We start from the raw sequence: 20,887 nt of genomic DNA on the forward strand, positions 1-20,887 counted from the left end.
CACCATCAAAGGAGGTTTGCTATGCCATTGCCAGACTGGATTGTGGTTGCCGATGCCGCCAAGGCGGTTGTATACAAGCAGGACTGGGTAGAAAACACAGGAGAGGAAGTGCTGGATCTTGCTCACCCGGAAGCAAGGCTGAAGGCCAGTGATCTGACAACGGATGTTTCAGCCATGCCCGAGAGAACCGAGCCCGGCCACACTGAAAATCAGCGCTTTGCCCGCGATATCATGGCAAGAGTGCGTCATGCCCTGGATCATAATGAAATTGGCGGTTTTTATATGGCGGCCCCGCCCCAGTTTCTTGGCCTGCTGCGTGAGGCCATGGATGACAGGCTGCGCAAGGCACTGCAAAAGGATCTGGATAAAAACCTCAGTGGCGCATCTCACAGCGAGGTGCTGGCAGCCTTTAAAAATGGCAAATAAGCCCGCTGAGTCAATGAAAACCAGCAGCCGCAGTTTATCACTGCGGCTTTTTACTATTGCTTGTTCAGACTCAGCACAAAGTTCACCGGCACGGCGCGGGTAATGGAAGGCAGCCCCGCCAATTCCTGCAGTTTGTCGATGCCTGCTGTCAGGGCAAAGTCCTGCTGATGCACTATGACCGGATCCCAGCTGGATACCAGCAAATCGCCATTGCTTTTGCGACTGACCAATACAGTAACCGGCATGACTTTGTCCTGGCCGTGCAGGCTGAGGGTGGCGCTGGTTTCAACCAGGCTGTCGTTGCTGCTGTTAATGGTATCCAGGTGTTCAGACAAGTCGGCGCTTAACCTCAGCTCGGGATAGGTTCCGGTTTCAAACAAAAACTCACCCAAACGTTCATTACGAATGGGAATACCGGTTTCCACACTGGCCAGATCTATGCTCAGCGTAAACTGGCCATCGTCGGTCAGATTGCCGGATACTCGCTGAAAATGGTTGGGCTCACCCACACTTTCATTTTTAATCGTGACAAAGCTGACCCGGCTGAGCTCGTTGTTCAGCTGCCAGTCGGCCAGCGCCGAGGTGCTGGCAACGCAGAGTGAGGTGAGTAACAGTTTCTTTATCATGGCGTTCTCCTTTATTCATGAATAAAACGAGTATAGAGCAGCAGTCTGCGTGATAAATACGACAGTTCCGTTCGCAACTGTTTATTTAATGCATAGGATCACTGGCCAATGACCATGCAAGGGAATAAGGTAGTAAAGCAAGTGTTGAGTTTTATTCTTATTAAATGAAACAAGGAGGCACTATGGCCGCTAAATATGAAGCAGAACGCGCAGCCCTGATGAAGGATGTAAAACAACTGCTGAAAGACGCAGAGGCCCTTTATCATGCTGCTGCTGATGACGGCACTAAAGAAGGCAAGGCGTTAAAAGAAAAACTGAAATCCCAGCTCGACAAGGCTCAGCAGCAATACGCCGAGATGGAAGACTCGGTGATTGAGCGTACTCGCCAGGCTGCCAGCCAGACCAATGATCTGGTGCACAGCAAACCTTATCATGCCATGGGGGTGGCGGCGGTAGTGGGTCTGCTGCTGGGTGCCCTGCTGTGCCGGGGCCGTTAATTCCATGAGCGGCAAACCACCCCTGAGAGACGTGCTCGATACTATTATTGAACTCTTGTTTGTGCGCTTCAGGCTGGCGCGCATTGAATTCATTGCCCAGAAAGAACGTATGGTGCGCCTGGGTGTGCTGGCGCTGGCCATGGTGGCGCTGTTCTTTATGGCCTTTATCAGCCTGTTGTTTGGCCTGAATGAAGTGCTGTCGCCGGCGGCCAGAATATGGGTGTTCTTCGGGCTGGGGGTGGTCTTGCTGGTGTTAATGGCAGTGGCGTGTGTGGCCATGGTACGCAACCTGGCCGGACAACGCCGCTTTCTGGAGCAGACCCTGAAAGATGTGCAGGAAGACGTGGCCTATCTGCGTGGCCGGCGCGATATGGACGACTGGTCCAACAAAGGCTGAGGAGAACAAATGCACAGAAACCTGCAGGAAGAGCAGCAGATGCTGCAACTCAAGGCCGAAGCACTGCGGCTGAAACTGTTAACCCAGCAGGCCCAGCGCCGTCAGCACAGCCAGGTAGACTGGCTGGCACTGGCCGAGCAGGTGCCTAAAGTAAGCCTGGCCTGGCGACTGGCCAGCAGCCCGAAGCGCTTGCGCAACAAGTTGCTGCTGGGAGCGGGATTACTGGCGCTGGTGTGGTGGCGGCTTTAACTGTGATAGTCACCAATGTCCGGCCGGCGGCTGGGGCCGCGCAGGGCAATGTCTACCGGATGAAATGCCTTAATGGCCTCAAAGCAGAAATCACCCACCGCTCTGTGCAGTGACTGGGGATCATGATTACTGATAATAACAATGCTTTTTGACAGGTTGCGCCGGCGACGCAGCAGGTGCCCAAGAAAACTGGACTGGCTTTCTGCCAGCCGGCTGCGGTTGGCAGCCACTTCATCCAGCACCAGCAAGTCCACTTCTTCCAGGGCGCGGCGATACTGATTGCGGCTGTCCTGATCTTCTATTACGCCAAAAAACAGCCGGTCTACCACTGACGCCCACTGCTGAAAGATCACTGACTTCTGGTGCTTGTGGATCAGCTCATGGGCAATGGCACCGGCCAGGGTGGATTTGCCAGTACCAAAATCGCCATACAGCAAAATACCGGTCCCCCCTTTTTGCTCCCAGTGATCAAACGCATTAATAAAATGGTGGGCGGTTTCAATATGATGAGCCAGCGCCGGATCATTGACGTCCATCTTGTCAAAGGTCCAGTCGGCGTTTAAGTCCGCCTGGGCCAGCAGTTTTTCGGTGCGATGTATTTTGGCTTCCTGCTGCAGCTGCTTTACATCGGCATTGGCCTGCTGCTCATACTGACGGCGTAGTGTTTCGTAGTCGTAGTGGGGCAGTTTGCCGCCGGCCCGCAATTGCTGCAGTTGCTGCAACACATGCTGTACATCACCTTTGGCGGCGGCCGGGCTGGTATCTTTTTGCGGGCGCTGCTGCTGACGACGACGGCGGGCAATATCAGCCATGTCGGCGGCAATTTCTTCAGGTGTTTTCTTCATCATGGCTCTCCTGTTGCTTGTCGCGCAGGCGGCGCGCCTCTTCCATCATTTCCTGTGCCCGTTTGCTGGGGCTGCCATCGGCTTTGGCCGGCGCCGCCGCTTGCTGATAACCGGTTACCGGCGCCGTTGGATCGCGGCGCAGGGCACGGCGATTTTTCAGCTGGCGCACAAAACGCAGCATCCACTGATGCTGATTTTCAAATACTTCCGGCCGGCCCAGCCAGTAGGCAATGAACTCGCCCAATTCGGTTTCATCAAAATGGCTGTCGAGCAGACCACACAAGCGGGCCAGGCTGTCCAGCTGTTCATCGGGCCGCCATTCGGGATACATGGCAAACTGACGGGCAGGCAGGGGAGCCAGCCCTTGCAGATTTTTTAATGCCAGCCTAAAGCGGGCACCATGATAATTCTGCGGATGAGTGCGCTCCGTCAGACTCAGCAGTCCGGCTTGCTGCAGCTCGTCTATCAGGGCGGTCAGTTCAGCGGGAGTAACCCGGTAGCGGTAGTCACCTTTTCCCTGCACAGCCAGTGCCCGGCCCAGCTCAGGGTAATCCAGCGGTTGGGTCAAGTCGGCTCTGGCCTGATATCTGAGGTACAACAGATAAAGGCTGCGGGCGGGGTGCGACAGTTTTGAAGAGGTCAGCGCCTGATATTCTGCGGGAGTCATGGTGCCTGAATGCTGAAATGGTGTGGGCATTATCCAATAAAGTGCCGGCAGAATACAGCCATGCCCTGCTGCCGGGTGAAAATCAGCTAGGCTCAATTTAAGTATGACTATCCTGCGGAACCATCCATGTATATTAGACACTCAAACATTTTGCTAATAGATGACGACAGCCTGTTCCGCCGGCAATTACTGGCATGGCTGGAGTTGTGGGGGGCTCAGGTTCAGGAAACTGACAGTGCTGACGAAGCCCTGCTGCTGGCAGCGAAAAAACCGCCTGATCTGGTGCTGGGTAACCTGATGATGCAAACCGCCCGGTCTGTTGCTGTACTGAGCGTTTTTCGCCGGCAGTTTCCTGCTTTGCCTTTTGTGGTGACATCCAGTGCCAGCAATATGGCCGAGGTGGCAGCGGCATTGCGTGCCGGGGCTGTGGATTACCTGATAAAGCCGGTTAGTGACTGGATTGGTCTTAAACACCGGCTGGCAGCCAGTTTGCTGCCTTCCGGTTATCGCACTCAGCAGGAGCTGGCGGAGTTTCACTCCCACCTGGCTTTTTTCCGGCGTCAGGACATGGCCGCCTCTCGTCTGTTGCGGGATCTGGTCATGTCAGGAGACAGGCAGCTGGGCAGCTGGCGGCTTAGTCTGAAACACAGCACCCCCTGGGTGCTGACCCAGTCGGTGCGACTTGAGCAGGATTTGCTGTTACTGGTGGCCGAGTTTGATCCGCTGCACCCGGATACCCCCATGTTGATGGTGCTGGTGGCGTTTTTGCTGAATGAGCCATTGCGGCGCTTCAGGCAAGGACAAGACAGTCTGTTGAACCATCCTGCGCGTACTCTCGAATATATCAATCAGCAGCTCTATGAAGCCGGACTTAACGCCAGAGTAAGCCTGATGTTGCTGCGGCTGAACGCTGACAACAACATGGTGGAGGTGGCCAATGGTGGCATGACGGGATGCGACTGGCTATGCAGCTGTAATGCCGGGCCTCTGGGGCAAGCCCTGTTCAGAGCCAGCCCCAGGCGGCAACCCTGTCGTTTTCCATTACAGCTGCAGCTTTGCGGCAGCCATGGCGGGCGCATTGAACTGACCGCCAGCCGCGAAGCATGATCAGGGCTTTAGTTGTTTCAGGTAGCGGCTAAAGTCATTACCCAGCTCACTGTGGCGCAGGCCATATTCCACGTTGGCCATCAAATAACCCAGCTTGCTGCCGCAGTCGTGGCTTTTGCCGGTAATATGGTGCGCATCTACCGGCTCCCGCTCCATCAGCATGGCAATGGTATCGGTCAGCTGAACCTCATCGCCTTTGCCCAGCGGGGTTTTTTGCAGCAGTGGCCAGATGCTGGCGGGCAGCACATAGCGGCCCACCACCGATAAATTGGACGGCGCTTCATTCCGGGCCGGCTTTTCCACCATGGCAGTAATGGGAGCAGACTCGCCCTGAGCCAGGCTGTTGTCACCCAGATCTACAATCCCGAACTGGTCCACCAGCTCCTGTGCCACCGGCTCTACCAGGATCTGGCTGTGGCCGGTTTCGGCAAAGGCGCTGATCATGGCGGCCAGGTTGTCTTTGCCCAGGTCACAGGCAGCGTCGTCAATCAGCACATCGGGCAGCAAAATGGCAAAGGGGGCATCGCCTACCAGTGGTCTGGCGCATAAAATCGCGTGTCCCAGACCGCGGGCTTCACCCTGACGCACATGCATAATGGTGACATCGGGCGGACAGATTTTCTGAACTTCATTCAGTAGCTGGCGCTTGACCCGCTTCTCCAGCGTCGCCTCCAGTTCAAAACTGGTATCAAAGTGGTTTTCAATCGAGTTTTTACTGGCATGAGTGACCAGCACAATTTCCTTGATGCCTGCCTGCACGGCCTCATTCACTACATACTGAATAAGCGGCTTGTCGACCACAGGCAGCATTTCTTTGGGAATGGCCTTGGTGGCGGGCAGCATGCGGGTGCCCAGACCGGCAACGGGGATCACGGCTTTACGAATGGAGGCTTGATGTGACATTAAAAAACCAGTGGCTTGTAAAAAGGAGGATTATCATAACCAAAGCTGCCCCGAACGACCATGGGCCAAACGGGGCAGAAGAGGATACAGAGTGCGCATTAATTGCTTAGCAAGTGACGGTTTTTTTCTACCGTTGCCTCACCAATCCCCCTTACCTGCATCAGATCGTCAACGGATTTAAAGGGGCCGTTTTCATTCCGATACTGCACGATGGCATCTGCCTTTGCCGGCCCGACGCCAGACAATTGGGCCAGTTGATCGGCATTGGCAGTATTGATGTTAATGCTGGTAACCACCGCACTTTGTGCTTCTGCGTTTTCCTCGTTGGCAAACGCCGGTGCACCGGTGGCTATCAGCAATGACAGCAAAACAGGGGTAAGCAGTTTTTTCATGCCGTGTCTCCTTCTTTACATTGATATTCAGATAACTCCCGCACTGCAGGGGCATCTAAAGGGTTGGCCAGGAGACCGGTTAAAGCAAATTTTTGATGAAAAATTAATCAGGGAAGCACTTTCTTGAAAGGTTTAACAATCACATTGGCATAGACACCAGCAGCCACGTAAGGATCGGCATCAGCCCAGGTTTGTGCTGCCTCCAGTGAGTCGAACTCGGCAATCACGGTACTGCCGGTAAAGCCGGCATCGGCCGGGTCATCTGCATCGATAGCCGGGTTGGGACCGGCCACCAGCAGGCGGCCTTCGTCTGCCAGTGCCTGCAGGCGGGCCAGGTGGGCGGGGCGGGCTTCCTTGCGCAGGGGCAGGCTGTTGGCGTTATCTTCACTAAAAATTACATACCACATTTTGTTTTTCCTTAATCGGTATTATTTGGTGGATTGTGCCGGTTGCTGGCGATAAAGATAAAGTACGGTGGCCAGAGTAAACAGCAGGGTCATGCCAAGCAGGCCAAACACCTTGAAATTCACCCACCAGGCTTCGGGCAGACTGAACGCCACATACACATTGAGCGCACCACAAAAGGCAAAAAAACCGGCCCAGGCGAGATTTGCCTTGTCCCAGACGGCATCGGGCAGCGTCAGCTCCTTGCCCAGCATCTGCTGAATGAGATTTTTGCCAAAGCCGTAGCGGCTGACCAGCAGGCCCAGGGCAAACAAACCGTTCACTGCCGTAACCTTCCATTTGATAAAGGCATCGTCATGAAAAAACAACGTCATGCCGCCAAAACCCAGCACCAGCACCAGAGTAACAAGGTGCATTTTTTCCAGGGTTTTATGGCGAACCCACTGCACCAGCATCTGCACACAGGTAGCGGCCATCAGAGCACCGGTAGCGGCATAGATATCTACGGTTTTGTACACCACAAAAAAAATGATGAGGGGAATAAACTCGGCAAATTGCTTCATCGTTGTTACCTGTTGGGGCTAGTGTTGCAAGTTTACCCGCCATGCCGGCAGCGGGTAAAGTAAAGGGCGCTCAGCAGGACGTTTCCGGTGTCTGAAACTGCCGCACTTGCTGCCGCTGTTTACGGCGATCAATAGCACTTTTCACTACCATGGCCAGCAGCACAATGGCTCCGCCCAGCAAGCCCAGGTTGCCTGGCCGCTCGCTTAAGAATAGCCACACCAGCAGGGTACCGAACACGGTTTCCAGCAGCATCAGCAGGCTCACTTCCGCCGAGGGCAGATAGAGCGGCCCGCGTTGTATCAGCGTAAAGCCAATGGGCAGTAATATCAGGCACAGTAATATCAGCCAGCCCATGTCAACGGCTCCGGGTAGCATGACCCGGCCGCTCCAGGCAAAGGTCAGTAAAAAGGTGAACAGGCCGCTGAGCGCCAGCATGGGACTCATGTCTGTGCCGGGTTTACTGCGGGCCAGAGTCAGGTTGCCGGCCAGCCCGACGGCGGCCATCAGTGCCAGCAGGTTGCCGGTGGTGGAGCCGGATCCGGCATCGTCCAGCACAATCAGACTGATGCCAAACAGGCAGGCGATAATGGCCAGCCAGGTGTGCAGCGGCAGTCGTTCACCTAAAAATACCCGGCTCAGCAGGGCAGCAATCAGCGGTGAGCTGGCCAGGATCACCAGCACATTGCCGGCCTTGGTAAAATGATTGCCCAGCACAAAGCCCAGGGTACTGAAGGTAAACAGCAAGGCGCAGCCCAGGCCGGTCTTGCCACAGGCCAGATAGGCGCGAAACCAGTGGCGGCGGTAGCGTGCCACTACAATCAGCCAGAAGCCGATGATATTCAGCAGCCCCCGCCACAACACCAGCTGCTCCGGCGGTATATCAATCAGCCGCAGCAGCAGGGCATCGGGAGAGATAATTAACACGCCAAGGGCGGTGAGCAAAAATCCTTTCTGTCGTGCGTCCATCGTTCACCAGTTTAACGGCAAAACCCAGAGGCTAACGCTACGGGGATTAAATGGCCAGTCTGGCAGTACTTTCCCGTGCAACCAGAGCTGGTGCCAGGGGCAGTACCCGTCTGGGCACCTCGGGATGATGAATGCGTTCCAGCAGTGTATCTACCGCCAGTGCACCAAGGGCAGCTTTGGGCTGCTCTATGCTGCTGAGCCGGGGTACCAGAAAGCCGGCCAGTTCAATATTGTCATAACCGATCACCGACATGTGTTCCGGCACCCTGATACCGGCATCGGCCAGCGCCCGCAGGGCACCGGCAGCCATCATGTCGTTGCAGGCAAAAATGGCGCTGGGGCGGTTGGCTTGCTGCAGAATACGTCCCATGGCCTGCTCACCGCCTTCCAGCTCAAAACCACCCTGCTGAACCCAGTCGGGGTTAACAGCCAGGCCGGCTGCGGCCATGGCGGCATAAAAGCCGGCCAGTCGTTCATCACTGGCACGCTGACCGGACGGGCCAGTGATGCAGCCAATGTGGCGATGGCCCAGTGCCAGCAAGTGTTCGGTAGCCAGCCGGCCGCCTTCGTGACCCGAGTCTTTGATTAAGTCGGCATTCAGTTGTGCCGGCCCCCAGTCTGCCATCACCATGGGCATGCCGGCGCGATGTTCAAAGGCGCTCTCATCCGGGCTTGCCTGAGTACACATCACTATTATGCCGTCTACCCGTTTTTGCTGCAGCATATCGAGGCCGGCCTGCAGGCGGCTGACATCACCGCCAGTGTTGCACAGCACCAGACTGTAGCCCAGCTCATAGCAGCGCTGCTCCACACCCTGTACCACTTCGGCGAAAAACGGGTTGGTGCTGGACGTGACCAGCATGCCCAGTGTGCGGGTATGATTGACTTTAAGACTGCGCGCCAGTGCCGAAGGCGTATAGTGCAGCTCATGAATGGCCTGCTGCACCCGCTGCGTGATTTCTGTACTGACAAAACGGGTTTTATTCAGCACGTGGCTGACAGTGGAAGTAGACACCTGTGCCCGTTTGGCCACGTCCTTGATGGTGGCCATTAATTACTGCTCCAGCATGGCGTCGATGTCGGCCTTGTAAGGAATGGAGGTCTGAGCGCCGGGGCGGGTCACGGAAATGGCCGCGGCGGCCTGGGCAAAGCGGACTGCCTCGGGCAGCGGCAGCCGCTGCTGCAGCGCGGCCATCAGGGCACCATTAAAGGTATCGCCGGCGGCAGTGGTATCCACAGCCTTGACGGCAAAACCGGGAATGCGCCGGCCATGGCCCTGCTCACTCAGCCAGACGCCGCGGGCCCCCAGCGTAATCATCACGGTGGCAATGCCCCGGTCGTGCAGCGCCCTGGCGGCGGCCCCGGCACCTGCCTCGTCGCTGACCGCTATGCCAGTGAGGCGCTCGGCTTCGGTTTCGTTGGGGGTAATGATGTCTACCAGGTTCAGCAGCTCGTCAGGCAGTGCCTGAGCGGGGGCAGGGTTAAGAATCACCTGCGCACCCTGGTCGCGGGCGGTTTTGGCTGCGGCCAGATTGGTTTCCAGCGGAATTTCCAGCTGCAACAATAGTTGCCGGCAGTGCAGGGCGCTGCTGTGGCGTTGCAGCTGTGCTGGAGTCAGTCCGGCATTGGCACCGGGAGCCAGGGCAATGGTATTTTCACCATTGTTGTTAACCTGAATAAGGGCAACGCCTGTGTTGACACCCGTTATGGTATCTATGGCCGTTATGTCTATGCCATCCTCAGCAAAGCCCTGTATCAGGCTGGCAGCGAGGGCATCCTCGCCCACACAGGCCACCAGCCGGGTGCGGGCACCCGCTCTGGCGGCAGCAACCGCCTGGTTGGCTCCTTTGCCGCCGGGCACAATGCGATAGTCACTGCCGGTGAGCGTTTCCCCGGGGCGGGGAAACTCGGGCAGGCGGATCACATGATCGATATTAATACTGCCGGTTACGGTTAACGTCATGATATCAGTTCCTGAATTACTTGCTGATCACCTGCAGTGGCACCGGAATATGGTCGGCCACGGTATCGCCTTTCAGTATTTTGTCGGCGGTTTCAATTGCAATGGCACCAATTTCACCAGGCTGCTGAGCAATGGTCGCTGCCAGCCGGCCGCCCTGCACGGCCTTGATGCCGTCTTCGGTGCCGTCAAAGCCTACAATCAGCACGTCTTGCTTGTTGGCGGCCTGCAGCGCACGCAGAGCACCCAAAGCCATTTCGTCATTCTGGGCGAATACCGCCTGTACATTCGGGTTACCGGTCAGCAGGTTTTCCATCACGTTCAGACCTTTGGTGCGGTCAAAGTCGGCAGGCTGGCTGGCCAGCAGCTGAAAGTTGTGCTCGCTGACGGCCTGAGCAAAGCCAGCCCCGCGTTCCCGGGCGGCACTGGTGCCGGCAATGCCTTCCAGCTGAATGATTCTGGCGCTATCGCCGATTTGCCCGGCAATAAAGTCACCGGCCATTTTGCCGCCGGCCACGTTGTCGGAAGCAATATGAGAGACCACATCCCCCCGGTTGGCGGCGCGGTCCAGCGTCAGCACCGGCAGGCTGGCGCGGTTGGCCAGACGAATGGCGTTGGCCACGGCATCGGAGTCGGTGGGGTTGATCAGCAGCACTTTGGCACCGCGCACATTGAGATCTTCCACATTGGCCAGCTCTTTGGCCGGATCGTTCTGGGAGTCGAGCACAATCAGGTTATAACCCAGCTCGGCTGCCTTCTTTTCCGCCCCTTCCTTCATGGTCACAAAAAAGGGATTATTAAGAGTGGAGATCACCAGCGCCAGGGTATCCTGGGCGTAGGCACCGGCGGTCATGGTGGCGCTTACCAGGGCGGCGGACAGCAGTGTGGTCAGTTTTTTCATGATGACGTTCCTTTTCAGTGTGTGAGTTACTTGTTTTTGGTGTCGACCAGTACCGCCAGCAGGATCACCGATGCCTTGGCGATCATCTGATAGTAGGAGGAGACATCAAGCAGGTTCAGCGCATTGTTAAGAAAACCGATAATGAGTGCACCAATCAGGGTGCCCATAATGGCACCCCGGCCACCGGCCAGACTGGTGCCGCCCAGCACCACGGCAGCAATGGCGTCCAGCTCATAGGAGGTGCCGGCAGTAGGCTGAGCCGATGACAGCCGGCTGGTGACGATAATGGCAGCCAGCGCCGACAGCATGCCGCAGATGGCATAAACCCCCATTTTGACTCTGTCCACATTAATGCCCGACAGCCGGGCTGCCGCTTCATTACCGCCTACGGCATAAATATAGCGACCAAAGCGGGTGTGATTAAGCAGGTACCAGGCACCCAGAAACGTGATGGCCATCAGCCATACCGGCACCGGAATACCAAATACATAACCGGTGCCAAACCAGGCAAAGAGATCGCCGGCATCAGTGAAGCCGGTGGAAATGGGGCGGCCGTCGGTATACACCATGGTTATGCCGCGCAACAGGGTCATGGTGACCAGGGTAGCAATAAAAGCCTGAACCCGGCCCTTGGCAACAATGACACCACTTACGCCCCCCAGGGCAAAACCTGCCAGCAGCACGGCCGGCAGCGTCACAAAAACAGGCAGTTCCATGGCCACCATACTGGCAGCAAATGCACCGCACAGGGCCAGCACCGAGCCCACACTGAGATCGATGCCGGCGGTCAGGATGACCAGGGTCATGCCCACGGCAATAATGGCGTTCACCGAGGTCTGGCGCAAAATATTAAGCATATTGTCCAGGGTGAAAAAATGCGGATTGATCAGTGATACCACCCCAATCAGCAGGATCAGGGCAATCAGCGACTTCTGGGCAATCAGCCATTCCTTGCTGAACCAGCGACGGCCGGGGTTGAGAGTGGAGTTCATGCCTTTTCCTCTTGTTGCGTCTGGCCCACGGCGGCGGCCAGCAGTTGTTCCTGAGTGGCCTCGGCGGCCTTGAATTCACCGGTGACACGGCCTTCGTGCATCACCAGAATGCGATCACTGATGCCCAGTACTTCCGGCATGTCGGACGACAGCAGCAAAATGGCCATGCCCTGTTGCTTGAAGCGATTGATAAGCTGATAAATTTCTTTTTTGGCACCCACATCCACTCCTCGGGTGGGTTCGTCCAGGATCAGTACGCGGGGATGGGTCATCAGCCCCTTGGCAATGGCTACTTTTTGCTGGTTACCTCCGGAAAGATGACCAATCAGCTGCTCCCGGCCCGGTGTTTTGATATTGAACAGACCGATAAACTCGTCTACTGCCTCGCGCTCGGCTCCGTGCAGCAGCTGTGGTCCCTTACTGAACTCTCCCAGCGCCGACAGGCTCATATTGGCCAGTACCGACAAACCCAGCACCAGGCCATCGCCCTTGCGGTCTTCGGAAATATAGGCAATACCGGCATTCAGGCCCTGATGGGGCGTGCCGGCCCGATAGGGCTGGCCGGCCAGTTGGGTCCGGCCGCCGGTGCGGGGCACAGCACCATAAAGAATGCGGGCAAGCTCGGTACGGCCGGCACCCATCAGGCCGGAAAAGCCGACAATTTCACCTTCATGCAGCGTAAAACTCACGTCACTGACGCCGGGGCCGCTGAGTTTTTCCACTCGCAGTACTTCCTTGCCGGCCGGCTGCACCAGACGCGGATATTGCTCGTCAAGGCGGCGGCCCACCATCATTTCAATCAAGGTATCTTCATCGATTTCGGCCACCGCTTTTTCACCAATCCATTTGCCGTCACGCAGCACGGTAATGCGATCGCAGATTTCAAAGATTTCAGCCAGCCGGTGAGAGATGTAAACAATGCCACAGCCATCCTGACGCAGCTCTTCAATCACTCGAAACAGAGCGCGGGTTTCCGTGTCGGTGAGAGCGTCAGTTGGCTCGTCCATAATGATGACATCGGCGTTAAACGACAGTGCTTTGGCAATTTCCACCATTTGCTGGGCTCCGATGCTCAGATCGCCAACCCGGGTTTTGGGGGAGTGTTTTATTTGCAGCCGGTCCAGCAGGGCCTGAGCATCGGCATACAGTTTGCGCCAGTTAATTCGACCCAACGCTGCTGTGGGCTCGCGCCCCAGAAAGATATTTTCGGCAATGGTGAGGTGAGGCAGCAGGTTCAGCTCCTGATGAATAATGCCGATGCCTGCTTCCTGAGACTCACGAGGCCCCTTGAAATGACAGTGCTGGCCCCGGTATTCAATGGTGCCGGCGTCGGCCTGATAAATACCGGTCAGCACCTTCATCAGGGTGGACTTGCCGGCGCCGTTTTCTCCCATCAGCGCCATGACCTGACCGGAATAAACATTTAAACCGGCCTGATCCAGTGCCTTGACGCCGGGAAAGGCTTTATCAATGCCGGAAAGGGACAATATCGGATTCATAATTTTCCTCAGAAGGGGACACCGGCGCACAAAATAAGGTTAGCGTAGGGGGTGCACTCGCCGGTGCGAACCACTGCCCGGCTATGGCCGGTGCGCTGCTTGAATTCAGTATGGCTGATGTAGCTCACAGTAATATCGCGACCCTGCGCAGAGGCGGCGGTGGCAATGTGAGCTAACAGACGCTGATGCAACTCGGGGCTGACGGATTTTATTTCTGTGGCCAGCACCACGGCTTCCAGCTGCAGCTCGGTGAGCAGGGCCGTCAGAGTGTCTTCAATACCCGGCAGGCCGGGGCAGATAGCCAGATCAATGCGTGGCACATCGGCAGGCACCGGCAGGCCGGCATCGCCCAGCGTTACTTCATCGGTATGGCCAAGGCTGGCCACCAGGGCAGAGAGCTGACTATTCAGCAGAGTGGTCTTTTTCACGACTGGGCCTTTTCTGGGAAATTATTCGGCGAATCGGTTACGCAAACGATTCGATGGCTGAATTTTAGGTAAAACCCAAAATAATGTTAGGCGAAAAATCATGTTTCGCTAAAAAATGTGATCAAGATCAAATTTTTTTGGCTGTGCCGGAAGACTAAAAAATCCGGTATCGGGCTGCCTTGAGAAAAGTGAATTGGTACACTGCGGGCCGCCGTGTATTGCACTTAACAGGTAACATAGTGAACGCCAGATCAGTTAATGCCGAATACAGCCAGTTACTGGCCCCCATTGATGACTTTCTGCATTGCGCCACCCCCAAAGCCTGGCTGGATGAAGCCCGAAAGCCGGAACGGTTACCGGTGTTGCTGGTGGATCATGCCAACTGTGAAATGAAAGCGGCCATGAGTGCCCACAGCCTGGTGAGACGCTATTGTCTGCCCAGGGAGCAGCGCAAGTTATTGCCTAACCTGGATTTTTATAAGTCACTGGATGCGCTGCCGGAAAAGGGAGAGGTGCTGGGCAAACAAACTCAAACAGCGGATAACCGCCGGGTGTTTGACGAGCTGGCCAAAAACGACCTGCTGGTAAAAATGGTGCGGTTAATTCAGGAAGAACTACACCATTTTGAGCAGGTACTGGAGATAATGGAGTCTCGTCATGTGCCTTACAGTACGCTGTCAGCGTCTCGCTATGCCAGGGGTATGCTGGCGCATGTGCGAACCTTTGAGCCGGCAGCGATTGTAGACCGCCTGATCATAGGCGCTTATATAGAAGCGCGCTCCTGTGAGCGTTTTGCCCGGCTGGCACCTTTTCTGGATGAAGAGCTGAGCCGCTTTTATGTGTCATTGCTGCGCTCTGAAGCTCGCCACTATCAGGACTATCTCACACTGGCCCGGGACTATGCCGGAGCATGCATAGCGGATCGAATCGCCTTTTTTGGCGAGCAGGAAGCGGCGCTGATTCAATCGCCTGATCCCCTGTTTCGTTTTCACAGTGGTGTGCCAGGTTCAAGCGCACAGGGCCGCCGCTGATCGAATGTTAAAGACTATCGTCTGCACACTCTGAATCATGCCGGCAAACCAGTACCTGAATAACGCCTTGTATCCGACCAAGGTTTAATACTGTTGGCAGATGTCTTCTGATAAGGTCGCCCGCTTTGCTGTGCGGCGAAATCATGTTTTACTCTTTTGCCCATTAGTGTTGTTGTATTTTGGTTAAAGAAGGGACAGGCAGACGATCATGTGGAATATCATCAAAATCGCCAGTGCATTTATTGGCATCATTGTGGGAGCAGGGTTTGCTTCCGGGCAGGAAGTGCTGCAGTACTTCACCAGCTTCGGTTACCTGGGAACAGCCGCGGCCGTGGTAGCCACTGCTCTGTTTGCCTATCTTGGCATGATGCTCACCTGGCTGGGCAGCCGCACTCAAACCCGCTCTCATAAAACCGTGGTATATCAGATTAGTGGCCGCTATCTGGGCGTGATTGTGGATGGCGTTATCATCTTTACCCTGTTTGGAGTGGGTGTGGTCATGATTGCCGGTGCCGGCTCCACACTCAATCAGCAATTTGGCTTGTCACCTGTGGTGGGCAGTGTGCTGATGACACTGATGATGGGGGCTACCCTGATGCTGAATGTAAAACGGGTAGTGGGTCTGATTGGCAGCATTACGCCGTTTTTGGTGCTGGCGCTGATCCTTATCTGTATTTACAGCCTGTTTACCATGGAGCGCAGCTTTGAAGAGCTGGCCCCCATTGCCGAAGGCATTGAGTCGACTCTGCCGCACTGGCTGGTGTCGGCGGTGAACTATGTGTCGTTCAATATTGCCGTGGGTGCAGCCATGTCACTGGTTATGGGCGGTGCCGAGCCCAATGCCCGTATCGCCCGCTGGGGCGGTCTGCTGGGGGGAGCCGGTGTGGGCGTGATGATCATGATCAGCCATTTGGCCATGTTCTCGCAAATTGATGTGGTGGCAGGCTATCCGTTACCGCTGCTCAAAATTATAGACGGCATTTCACCCTGGCTGGCCAAGGCCATGGCCTTTGTACTGTTTGGCATGATTTTCAGTACGGGTGCCAGCATGTTCTATGCCTTTGTTGCCCGTTTTGTAGAAATGCGTACGCCGGCGGCAAACCGTTTCAGCATGGTAACCATGGTGGTGGGCTTTGTGGCCAGTTTTGCCGGCTTTACTCAGCTGGTGGCGTTTTTCTATCCGCTAATCGGCTATCTTGGCCTCTTTCTGGTGGGCGCACTTATCTATGCGCCACTGCGACTGAAGCGTGCCGGTGACAAAATATTGCAGCCGGTCTCCGACACCCAATAAGCAGATAAAAGGCCCGGTTTTACCGGGCCTTTTTATTGTATTGCTTCCGGTGACTCGGGGAGTATCTGTCCACCATCCACAATCAGGGTTTGACCGGTAATATACCGAGCTTCTCTTGATGCCAGAAAACAGGCGGCATGGCCAATGTCGTCAGGCGTGCCCAGAGTATGAGAGGGAATGGCCGCCCTCATTTGCGCTAGGTAGTCCTCACCCTGGGCCTGCAGTCCTTCGGTGAGAATATTACCGGGCATCACAGCATTGATGGTAATACCGTCACGGGCACACTCCAGCGCCGCGCTGCGCATAAAACCCAGCTGGCCGGCCTTGCTGGCGGCATAATGACTCCAGCCGGGAAAGCCGGTTACCGGTCCGGTAATGGAAGAGGTGATCACAATGCGGCCGTAGCCCCGGGTACGCATCACCTCCAGTGCTGCCTGCACCATAAAGAAAGTACCCTTGAGGTTGATATTGTGCATTTCATCCCAGTGCTGCTCTGTCATGGTGGCCAGGTCGCACTGAGGAAAGATCCCGGTGTTGGAGCACAGAATATCAAGTTGCCCAAAGTCCCGCTTAACCGCAGCAACAACCTGTTTGCAGCTTTCCTGGTTGGATACATCCAGATAAAAATAATGCGCACCCAGCTTCTTGGCGCTGGTCTTGCCGGCGGCCTCATCAATATCGGCGATCACCACGGTGGCACCAGCGTTGACCAGTACTTGTGCAATCCCCCTGCCTATACCTTTAGCTCCGCCCGTGACCAGGGCGACCTGTCCGGTTAAATCAAACATTTGCTCTCCTTGATTTGTTTGAAACATAAACAGCCATGCAAGCATAAACCGAAAATAAAAGGGGTGAGGCTGATCGACTTTTAAATTTTTAATTTCTTCAGTACCTTGAATAGCAGACTCATAAATTACTGCGAGGAGGTAAGCATGACCATATTCGAACAGGATCTGCGCCATTTGCGTCGTTGTGTGGAGCTGGCCAAAGAGGCCCTGAGTGAAGGTGATATGGCCTTTGGCTCTGTGCTGGTATCCGCCGAGGGGAAAGTACTGGCGGAAGACCGCAATCGCATTCATACCTGTGAGCCCACCTGGCACCCCGAAATTGCCCTGGCCCGCTGGGCTGCGGAAAACCTGAGCGAAACCGAACGAGCCCGCGCTACGCTTTATACCTCAGGGGAGCACTGCCCCATGTGCTCCGCCGCTCATGCCTGGGCAGGTCTTGGGCGCATTGTATTTGCCAGCTCCGCCGGCCAGTTTGCAGCCTGGTGCGAGCAATGGGGCCAGGGTGCCTCACCGGTAAAGGCGCTGACCATTAACGACGTGGCCCCCGACATTCCCGTGGCCGGTCCGGTACCCGAGCTGGCCGAACAAATCCGCGAGCTGCACCGGCAGTATTTTGGGATTGAGAGCAAGGACTGAACACGATCGTAATGCGAAGCAGCAGCGCGGTTGTACTCCGCCGACACGCTTCAAGCACCTCCCTGTGCCGGTCGGCTGCGGCAATCCCCGCTGCTGCTTCGTGATGTGACGGTGTTGCTTGAACAGTGGAGCGGCAGGCTGCCAGCCTGCATCAGCGGCCGTCAGGGCGCTTTTTTTACCCCTTCAATACACTAAATTCCCTGAACAACCGCACCGGCAGCGGGTGCTCCAGTTGCCAGTAAATGTTCATCGGTTTGCTGCCGTGGTAGCGCAAAAAACGTACCGGGCCGCAGGCACGATAGGGTGATTGTTTATTGGTGCGCACAAACAGCTGAAAGCGCCAGCCGTTCTCATTGCTTTCGAGGTAGCGCCTGCCGCCGGGAGTATCCGGGCCGGCGCTGTTCTGGGATTGCCAGTGAAACTCATGCTGGCTAATGGCGTAGTCGTGATAGGCCACGCCTTCATGTTGCGCCGTGCTTTTATCGAGAGTGACAAATAAAAGTTCGGTTTTTAGTTCCCTTAACGCCAGCACGCCGGCCTGAAAAGGTGTGCGCTTCTGCTCGGTTAGAAAGCCAACCGCTGTAAGAATTTCCCGACTTTGGTAGGCGGCATGCAGCTTTAGTGGCGTATGTTCCAGGCCTGGCAGGGGAGAATAGGCATAGCGAGTGCGGGCATCCAGATAATCGCTGAGCTCGGCCAGCTCAGTGCAGGCGGCCGGGGTTTGTGCCAGGCGGTCGAGAAAGGCTTGCGCCGAGCCGGTTTGCTTATGTTCGCCGTCTATCTGATAGGCCAGCATTTGTAGCCGTTGCCGTTCGCTGTTATTGGAGATCGAGTAGCGGGCATTTTGCTCGGCTACCTCTCGGGTCAGCTGCAATTGCTCGGCATCATCGATATGCAGCAGGCTGCCCATACGACGACTGAAATATCGCTCTTGCTCGTCGGGCTCGCCATCCAGCAGTCCTGCATCCCTTTTTAAGTTGGCCCAGCCGCTGTTTTGACCGGAGCGGTAAATATCTTCCAGCTCCAGTTGCTGCTCGTTTAGAAACTCGCTGAGGGTCACTTGCTGATTATTGGTGAGGCTGACATAGGCATGCAGCTCTTGTTGCAGACGACGCCAGTTCTGATTAATGGCCTGGCGTAGGCTGTCAAGAATATGCTCGCGGGCCTGCTTTTGTAGCTGAAGGTGGCAACCGCTGGGCAGACGACCAAAGCCCTTATCAACGCTTTCCACCACTTCTCGGCGAGTGAGCCCGGTAATGGCGCTGTAGAGCAGGTCGAAGCGAAAGCCTTGTTTATGTTGGCCGACAAAATCTAGGATCAGGCAGCTTTCCTTGCCCTCATGCAGTCGCAATCCACGACCGATTTGTTGCTGAAACAGAGTGGCACTTTGAGTCGGGCGCAGCAGCAACAGGGTATCAACAAAGGGCAAATCGACGCCCTCGTTATAGAGATCGACGGTGATCAGGGCATGAATATCGCCGTTCTTGAGCTGTTTGGGTAGTTCGTGTCGCTCTTGTGACGAGCTATTGCCGGTAATTATACGGGCAATAATGCCTGCTCTTTCAAACTGATCCGCCATAAAATCAGCATGGGGAATGCTGACGCAAAACACCAGGGTCTTGCACTGACGTGGGTCATTCACCAGCTGCTGCCAGGCACGAATAACGGCGGCGGCCCGCACATGATTGCCGGTCAGCAGCGTGTTCAGCTCCTTTCGCTCGTTAGCCTGCTGCCAGGGAATGCTGCGGTAGTCGGTATCATCGTCGCAGGCGTAATATTCAAAGGGTGCCAGCAGTTGCAGATCCAATGCCTGCCACAGGCGTAACTGGGCCGCTGGAGAGCCATCGGGCCGATTATCGAAATGGCGCAGAATGTTCTTGCCGTCGGTGCGTTCCGGAGTGGCGGTCAGCCCCAGCAAACAGGCGGGTTTTAAGATGGTTAGCAGTTGTTCAAAGCTGTTGGCTTCAATATGGTGGCATTCGTCAATGATCACCATATGCCAATGGTCTGCCTTGGCCTGTGAAACTAATTTGCGCGCGTTCAGACTTTGAATAGTGGCGAACAGGTGGTTATCTTGCGGCGGTTGATGCTCACTGGTAAAGAGATCGCCAAATTCTGGCTCGCGTAACACCAGCCGAAAGGTGCGCATGGCCTGTATCAGTAGTTCCTTGCGGTGTGCGACAAACAACAATCGGGGCAGGCCACCTTGCTGGCGGGCCAGATTACGATAATCAAAGGCCGCCATCACGGTTTTGCCGGTGCCGGTGGCCGCCACCAGCAAATTACGCATGCGGCCATGGGCTCGCTCGTTGGCCAGCTGCTCCAGAATATCCTGCTGAAAGGGCTTGGGCTCAATATCGAAAAAGGTAGGGGTGGCAATAAAATCCCGACCCGACTCGCGCTTGATGGCTCTGGCGAGCTCTTGGCGGTGGGTGTGATCATTCGGGTTATAAGGCTGAAACTCTCCATCATTCCAAAGGGTTTCAAAATGGGCCTGGGCCCGTTGATACAGCTGATTTTGGCCCTTTTCGGTGAATTTTACGGTCCACTCCAGGCCGCCCATCAGCGCGGAGCTGGATAAATTGGCACTGCCGACATAGGCGGAGCCAAAGCCGCTGTGGCGCTCAAAAATCCAGGCTTTGGCATGCAGGCGAGTACGTCGGCCATCCAGGGATACACGCACGGCGCAGTTGGGCAGTTGAGCCAGCATATCCAATGCTTTTTGTTCTGTGGCACCAATGTAAGTGGTGGTGATAATGCGCACTCTGGCCTGGCTTTGACCCTGAGCATTGGTACTGGTGATGTGTTTGAGTACATCTATGATTTTGCGTACACCGGAGACGGTAATAAAGCTCATCAAAATATCGACGCCGTTGCACGAAGCCAGCTCGGCTTGTAACTCGTGAAACAGGGCGGGAGAGTCTTTACCGGCGGTAAATAACCAGGGCTGGGATAACCCAATGACCGGCATGTCTGGGACCTTGGTGGAATACAGAGCCCTTACTACTTGAGGTGGGGTGGCAAGCAGCTCAGCTTCGTCGTTTTTTTCAAGCCGGCGGCGGGAATAGCGCAGAATATCATTAACCAGGTGGGCTTGTGCCTCGATCTTGTCTTTGCCTTTGATACCGGCCAGCAATTGAGAAAGCTGCTCCGCCAGCGCATCAGCCAGCCGCTCATGACTGAACTCCGGATTGAGTTCCTCGGCATGAATGGTTAATCCGGCTTGTGCTAATGCCTCGGCTGTGTCGGTAAAGTCCTGAGTGGTAAGCAGATCATATAGCCCTTGCAGCAATGGCGTTGTCATCCCGTGTCCTTGT

The 20,887-nt window shown here is 55.7% G+C and carries 24 protein-coding genes; 8 read left to right on the top strand and 16 right to left on the bottom strand.

Annotation, left to right across the window (positions count from 1 at the left end; translation table 11 throughout):
• The first annotated feature begins 21 nt into the window (after positions 1-21).
• Positions 22-426 carry a host attachment protein gene (locus G364_RS0112995; protein ID WP_019935582.1) on the top strand — a complete coding sequence of 135 codons (405 nt, stop codon included), beginning with the start codon at positions 22-24 and terminating at the stop codon, positions 424-426.
• A gap of 53 nt (positions 427-479) precedes the next feature.
• Here G364_RS0112995 and G364_RS0113000 read toward each other — a convergent pair whose 3' ends face one another.
• The gene (locus tag G364_RS0113000) at positions 480-1,052 is read right to left on the bottom strand and encodes a YceI family protein (protein ID WP_019935583.1); all 573 of its coding nucleotides are present in this window, start codon (positions 1,050-1,052) and stop codon (positions 480-482) included.
• A 182-nt stretch (positions 1,053-1,234) separates the two neighbouring features.
• Here G364_RS0113000 and G364_RS0113005 point away from each other — a divergent pair, with 182 nt between their 5' ends.
• The 3 genes from G364_RS0113005 to G364_RS0113015 are packed head-to-tail and all read left to right on the top strand — an operon-like array spanning position 1,235 to position 2,195.
• Positions 1,235-1,549, top strand: a complete 315-nt coding sequence (locus tag G364_RS0113005) for an ElaB/YgaM/YqjD family protein (RefSeq protein ID WP_019935584.1) — start codon at positions 1,235-1,237, stop codon at positions 1,547-1,549.
• Positions 1,550-1,553: 4 nt separating this feature from the next.
• Positions 1,554-1,946 (top strand): phage holin family protein, encoded by a 393-nt coding sequence (locus tag G364_RS0113010; RefSeq protein WP_019935585.1) that lies wholly within the window; start codon positions 1,554-1,556, stop codon positions 1,944-1,946.
• Between the two features lie 9 nt (positions 1,947-1,955).
• The gene (locus G364_RS0113015) at positions 1,956-2,195 is read left to right on the top strand and encodes a hypothetical protein (protein WP_019935586.1); all 240 of its coding nucleotides are present in this window, start codon (positions 1,956-1,958) and stop codon (positions 2,193-2,195) included.
• Here the strand turns inward: G364_RS0113015 and G364_RS0113020 are convergent.
• Together G364_RS0113020 and G364_RS0113025 are read right to left on the bottom strand one after the other, a co-directional pair.
• Positions 2,192-3,040, bottom strand: a complete 849-nt coding sequence (locus tag G364_RS0113020) for a DnaA ATPase domain-containing protein (protein WP_019935587.1) — start codon at positions 3,038-3,040, stop codon at positions 2,192-2,194. The two genes, G364_RS0113015 and G364_RS0113020, sit on opposite strands and share 4 nt — an antisense overlap.
• Positions 3,024-3,707, bottom strand: a complete 684-nt coding sequence (locus G364_RS0113025; protein WP_019935588.1) for a DnaT-like ssDNA-binding domain-containing protein — start codon at positions 3,705-3,707, stop codon at positions 3,024-3,026. Before G364_RS0113025 ends, G364_RS0113020 begins: the two co-directional genes overlap by 17 nt.
• A 126-nt stretch (positions 3,708-3,833) precedes the next feature.
• On the opposite strand from G364_RS0113025, the gene G364_RS0113035 reads away from it, so the two are divergent.
• On the top strand, positions 3,834-4,814 hold the full coding sequence (locus G364_RS0113035) for a response regulator (RefSeq protein WP_019935589.1): 981 nt from the start codon (positions 3,834-3,836) through the stop codon (positions 4,812-4,814).
• Here the strand turns inward: G364_RS0113035 and galU are convergent, their stop codons facing one another.
• The 11 genes from galU to rbsD all read right to left on the bottom strand — a co-directional run bounded on the left by galU (position 4,815) and on the right by rbsD (position 13,824).
• Positions 4,815-5,717 (bottom strand): UTP--glucose-1-phosphate uridylyltransferase GalU, encoded by a 903-nt coding sequence (galU, locus tag G364_RS0113040; RefSeq protein ID WP_019935590.1) that lies wholly within the window; start codon positions 5,715-5,717, stop codon positions 4,815-4,817.
• Between the two features lie 98 nt (positions 5,718-5,815).
• Positions 5,816-6,109: a ComEA family DNA-binding protein gene (locus tag G364_RS0113045; protein WP_019935591.1), complete on the bottom strand. Its 294-nt coding sequence runs from the start codon at positions 6,107-6,109 to the stop codon at positions 5,816-5,818.
• 107 nt (positions 6,110-6,216) lie between these two features.
• Positions 6,217-6,516, bottom strand: coding sequence for a YciI family protein (locus G364_RS0113050; protein ID WP_019935592.1), 300 nt, complete (start codon positions 6,514-6,516; stop codon positions 6,217-6,219).
• A gap of 21 nt (positions 6,517-6,537) precedes the next feature.
• Entirely contained in the window at positions 6,538-7,077 is a 540-nt protein-coding gene (locus G364_RS0113055) for a septation protein A (protein WP_019935593.1), read from the bottom strand.
• Between the two features lie 70 nt (positions 7,078-7,147).
• On the bottom strand, positions 7,148-8,044 hold the full coding sequence (locus tag G364_RS0113060; protein WP_040614647.1) for a DMT family transporter: 897 nt from the start codon (positions 8,042-8,044) through the stop codon (positions 7,148-7,150).
• A gap of 46 nt (positions 8,045-8,090) precedes the next feature.
• Positions 8,091-9,095, bottom strand: a complete 1,005-nt coding sequence (locus tag G364_RS0113065; protein WP_019935595.1) for a substrate-binding domain-containing protein — start codon at positions 9,093-9,095, stop codon at positions 8,091-8,093.
• Positions 9,096-9,098: 3 nt separating this feature from the next.
• Complete coding sequence (gene rbsK / locus G364_RS0113070; protein ID WP_211212452.1) at positions 9,099-10,010, bottom strand: ribokinase; 912 nt, start codon at positions 10,008-10,010, stop codon at positions 9,099-9,101.
• A 13-nt stretch (positions 10,011-10,023) separates the two neighbouring features.
• Positions 10,024-10,905, bottom strand: coding sequence for a ribose ABC transporter substrate-binding protein RbsB (gene rbsB, locus G364_RS0113075; RefSeq protein WP_019935597.1), 882 nt, complete (start codon positions 10,903-10,905; stop codon positions 10,024-10,026).
• A 26-nt stretch (positions 10,906-10,931) separates the two neighbouring features.
• On the bottom strand, positions 10,932-11,897 hold the full coding sequence (gene rbsC, locus G364_RS0113080; RefSeq protein WP_019935598.1) for a ribose ABC transporter permease: 966 nt from the start codon (positions 11,895-11,897) through the stop codon (positions 10,932-10,934).
• Positions 11,894-13,396 carry a ribose ABC transporter ATP-binding protein RbsA gene (rbsA, locus tag G364_RS0113085; RefSeq protein WP_019935599.1) on the bottom strand — a complete coding sequence of 501 codons (1,503 nt, stop codon included), beginning with the start codon at positions 13,394-13,396 and terminating at the stop codon, positions 11,894-11,896. Before rbsA ends, rbsC begins: the two co-directional genes overlap by 4 nt.
• Positions 13,397-13,404: 8 nt before the next feature.
• The gene (gene rbsD / locus G364_RS0113090; protein ID WP_019935600.1) at positions 13,405-13,824 is read right to left on the bottom strand and encodes a D-ribose pyranase; all 420 of its coding nucleotides are present in this window, start codon (positions 13,822-13,824) and stop codon (positions 13,405-13,407) included.
• Between the two features lie 239 nt (positions 13,825-14,063).
• Between rbsD and miaE the strand changes: the two genes are divergently transcribed.
• The gene (miaE, locus tag G364_RS0113095) at positions 14,064-14,855 is read left to right on the top strand and encodes a tRNA isopentenyl-2-thiomethyl-A-37 hydroxylase MiaE (RefSeq protein WP_019935601.1); all 792 of its coding nucleotides are present in this window, start codon (positions 14,064-14,066) and stop codon (positions 14,853-14,855) included.
• Between the two features lie 208 nt (positions 14,856-15,063).
• Positions 15,064-16,146, top strand: coding sequence for a YkvI family membrane protein (locus G364_RS0113100; RefSeq protein WP_019935602.1), 1,083 nt, complete (start codon positions 15,064-15,066; stop codon positions 16,144-16,146).
• Positions 16,147-16,178: 32 nt separating this feature from the next.
• On the opposite strand, the gene fabG is transcribed toward G364_RS0113100, so the two are convergent.
• Positions 16,179-16,934: a 3-oxoacyl-ACP reductase FabG gene (fabG, locus tag G364_RS0113105; protein WP_026344907.1), complete on the bottom strand. Its 756-nt coding sequence runs from the start codon at positions 16,932-16,934 to the stop codon at positions 16,179-16,181.
• Positions 16,935-17,078: 144 nt separating this feature from the next.
• Between fabG and G364_RS0113110 the strand changes: the two genes are divergently transcribed.
• Complete coding sequence (locus G364_RS0113110; protein ID WP_019935604.1) at positions 17,079-17,570, top strand: nucleoside deaminase; 492 nt, start codon at positions 17,079-17,081, stop codon at positions 17,568-17,570.
• Between the two features lie 175 nt (positions 17,571-17,745).
• Here the strand turns inward: G364_RS0113110 and G364_RS0113115 are convergent, their stop codons facing one another.
• A complete protein-coding gene (locus G364_RS0113115; protein WP_019935605.1) occupies positions 17,746-20,874 on the bottom strand; it encodes a DEAD/DEAH box helicase in 3,129 nt (1,042 codons plus the stop codon).
• Between the last annotated feature and the right edge of the window lie 13 nt (positions 20,875-20,887).

Source organism: Oceanimonas smirnovii ATCC BAA-899 (genome assembly GCF_000381965.1).
GTDB classification, from domain to species: Bacteria; Pseudomonadota; Gammaproteobacteria; order Enterobacterales; family Aeromonadaceae; genus Oceanimonas; species Oceanimonas smirnovii.

What these genes read in the sequence shown, in the direction of transcription:
- G364_RS0113000 (WP_019935583.1), bottom strand. Translation starts at nt 1,052, where the DNA reads ATGATAAAGAAACTGTTACTCACCTCACTCTGCGTTGCCAGCACCTCG.
- G364_RS0113025 (WP_019935588.1), bottom strand. Translation starts at nt 3,707, where the DNA reads ATGACTCCCGCAGAATATCAGGCGCTGACCTCTTCAAAACTGTCGCAC.
- G364_RS0113100 (WP_019935602.1), top strand. Translation starts at nt 15,064, where the DNA reads ATGTGGAATATCATCAAAATCGCCAGTGCATTTATTGGCATCATTGTG.
- fabG (WP_026344907.1), bottom strand. Translation starts at nt 16,934, where the DNA reads ATGTTTGATTTAACCGGACAGGTCGCCCTGGTCACGGGCGGAGCTAAA.
- rbsA (WP_019935599.1), bottom strand. Translation starts at nt 13,396, where the DNA reads ATGAATCCGATATTGTCCCTTTCCGGCATTGATAAAGCCTTTCCCGGC.
- G364_RS0113035 (WP_019935589.1), top strand. Translation starts at nt 3,834, where the DNA reads ATGTATATTAGACACTCAAACATTTTGCTAATAGATGACGACAGCCTG.
- G364_RS0113010 (WP_019935585.1), top strand. Translation starts at nt 1,554, where the DNA reads ATGAGCGGCAAACCACCCCTGAGAGACGTGCTCGATACTATTATTGAA.
- galU (WP_019935590.1), bottom strand. Translation starts at nt 5,717, where the DNA reads ATGTCACATCAAGCCTCCATTCGTAAAGCCGTGATCCCCGTTGCCGGT.
- G364_RS0113115 (WP_019935605.1), bottom strand. Translation starts at nt 20,874, where the DNA reads ATGACAACGCCATTGCTGCAAGGGCTATATGATCTGCTTACCACTCAG.
- G364_RS0113065 (WP_019935595.1), bottom strand. Translation starts at nt 9,095, where the DNA reads ATGGCCACCATCAAGGACGTGGCCAAACGGGCACAGGTGTCTACTTCC.
- G364_RS0113060 (WP_040614647.1), bottom strand. Translation starts at nt 8,044, where the DNA reads ATGGACGCACGACAGAAAGGATTTTTGCTCACCGCCCTTGGCGTGTTA.
- G364_RS0113110 (WP_019935604.1), top strand. Translation starts at nt 17,079, where the DNA reads ATGACCATATTCGAACAGGATCTGCGCCATTTGCGTCGTTGTGTGGAG.
- G364_RS0113055 (WP_019935593.1), bottom strand. Translation starts at nt 7,077, where the DNA reads ATGAAGCAATTTGCCGAGTTTATTCCCCTCATCATTTTTTTTGTGGTG.
- G364_RS0112995 (WP_019935582.1), top strand. Translation starts at nt 22, where the DNA reads ATGCCATTGCCAGACTGGATTGTGGTTGCCGATGCCGCCAAGGCGGTT.
- rbsC (WP_019935598.1), bottom strand. Translation starts at nt 11,897, where the DNA reads ATGAACTCCACTCTCAACCCCGGCCGTCGCTGGTTCAGCAAGGAATGG.
- G364_RS0113015 (WP_019935586.1), top strand. Translation starts at nt 1,956, where the DNA reads ATGCACAGAAACCTGCAGGAAGAGCAGCAGATGCTGCAACTCAAGGCC.
- rbsB (WP_019935597.1), bottom strand. Translation starts at nt 10,905, where the DNA reads ATGAAAAAACTGACCACACTGCTGTCCGCCGCCCTGGTAAGCGCCACC.
- G364_RS0113005 (WP_019935584.1), top strand. Translation starts at nt 1,235, where the DNA reads ATGGCCGCTAAATATGAAGCAGAACGCGCAGCCCTGATGAAGGATGTA.
- G364_RS0113020 (WP_019935587.1), bottom strand. Translation starts at nt 3,040, where the DNA reads ATGAAGAAAACACCTGAAGAAATTGCCGCCGACATGGCTGATATTGCC.
- G364_RS0113050 (WP_019935592.1), bottom strand. Translation starts at nt 6,516, where the DNA reads ATGTGGTATGTAATTTTTAGTGAAGATAACGCCAACAGCCTGCCCCTG.
- G364_RS0113045 (WP_019935591.1), bottom strand. Translation starts at nt 6,109, where the DNA reads ATGAAAAAACTGCTTACCCCTGTTTTGCTGTCATTGCTGATAGCCACC.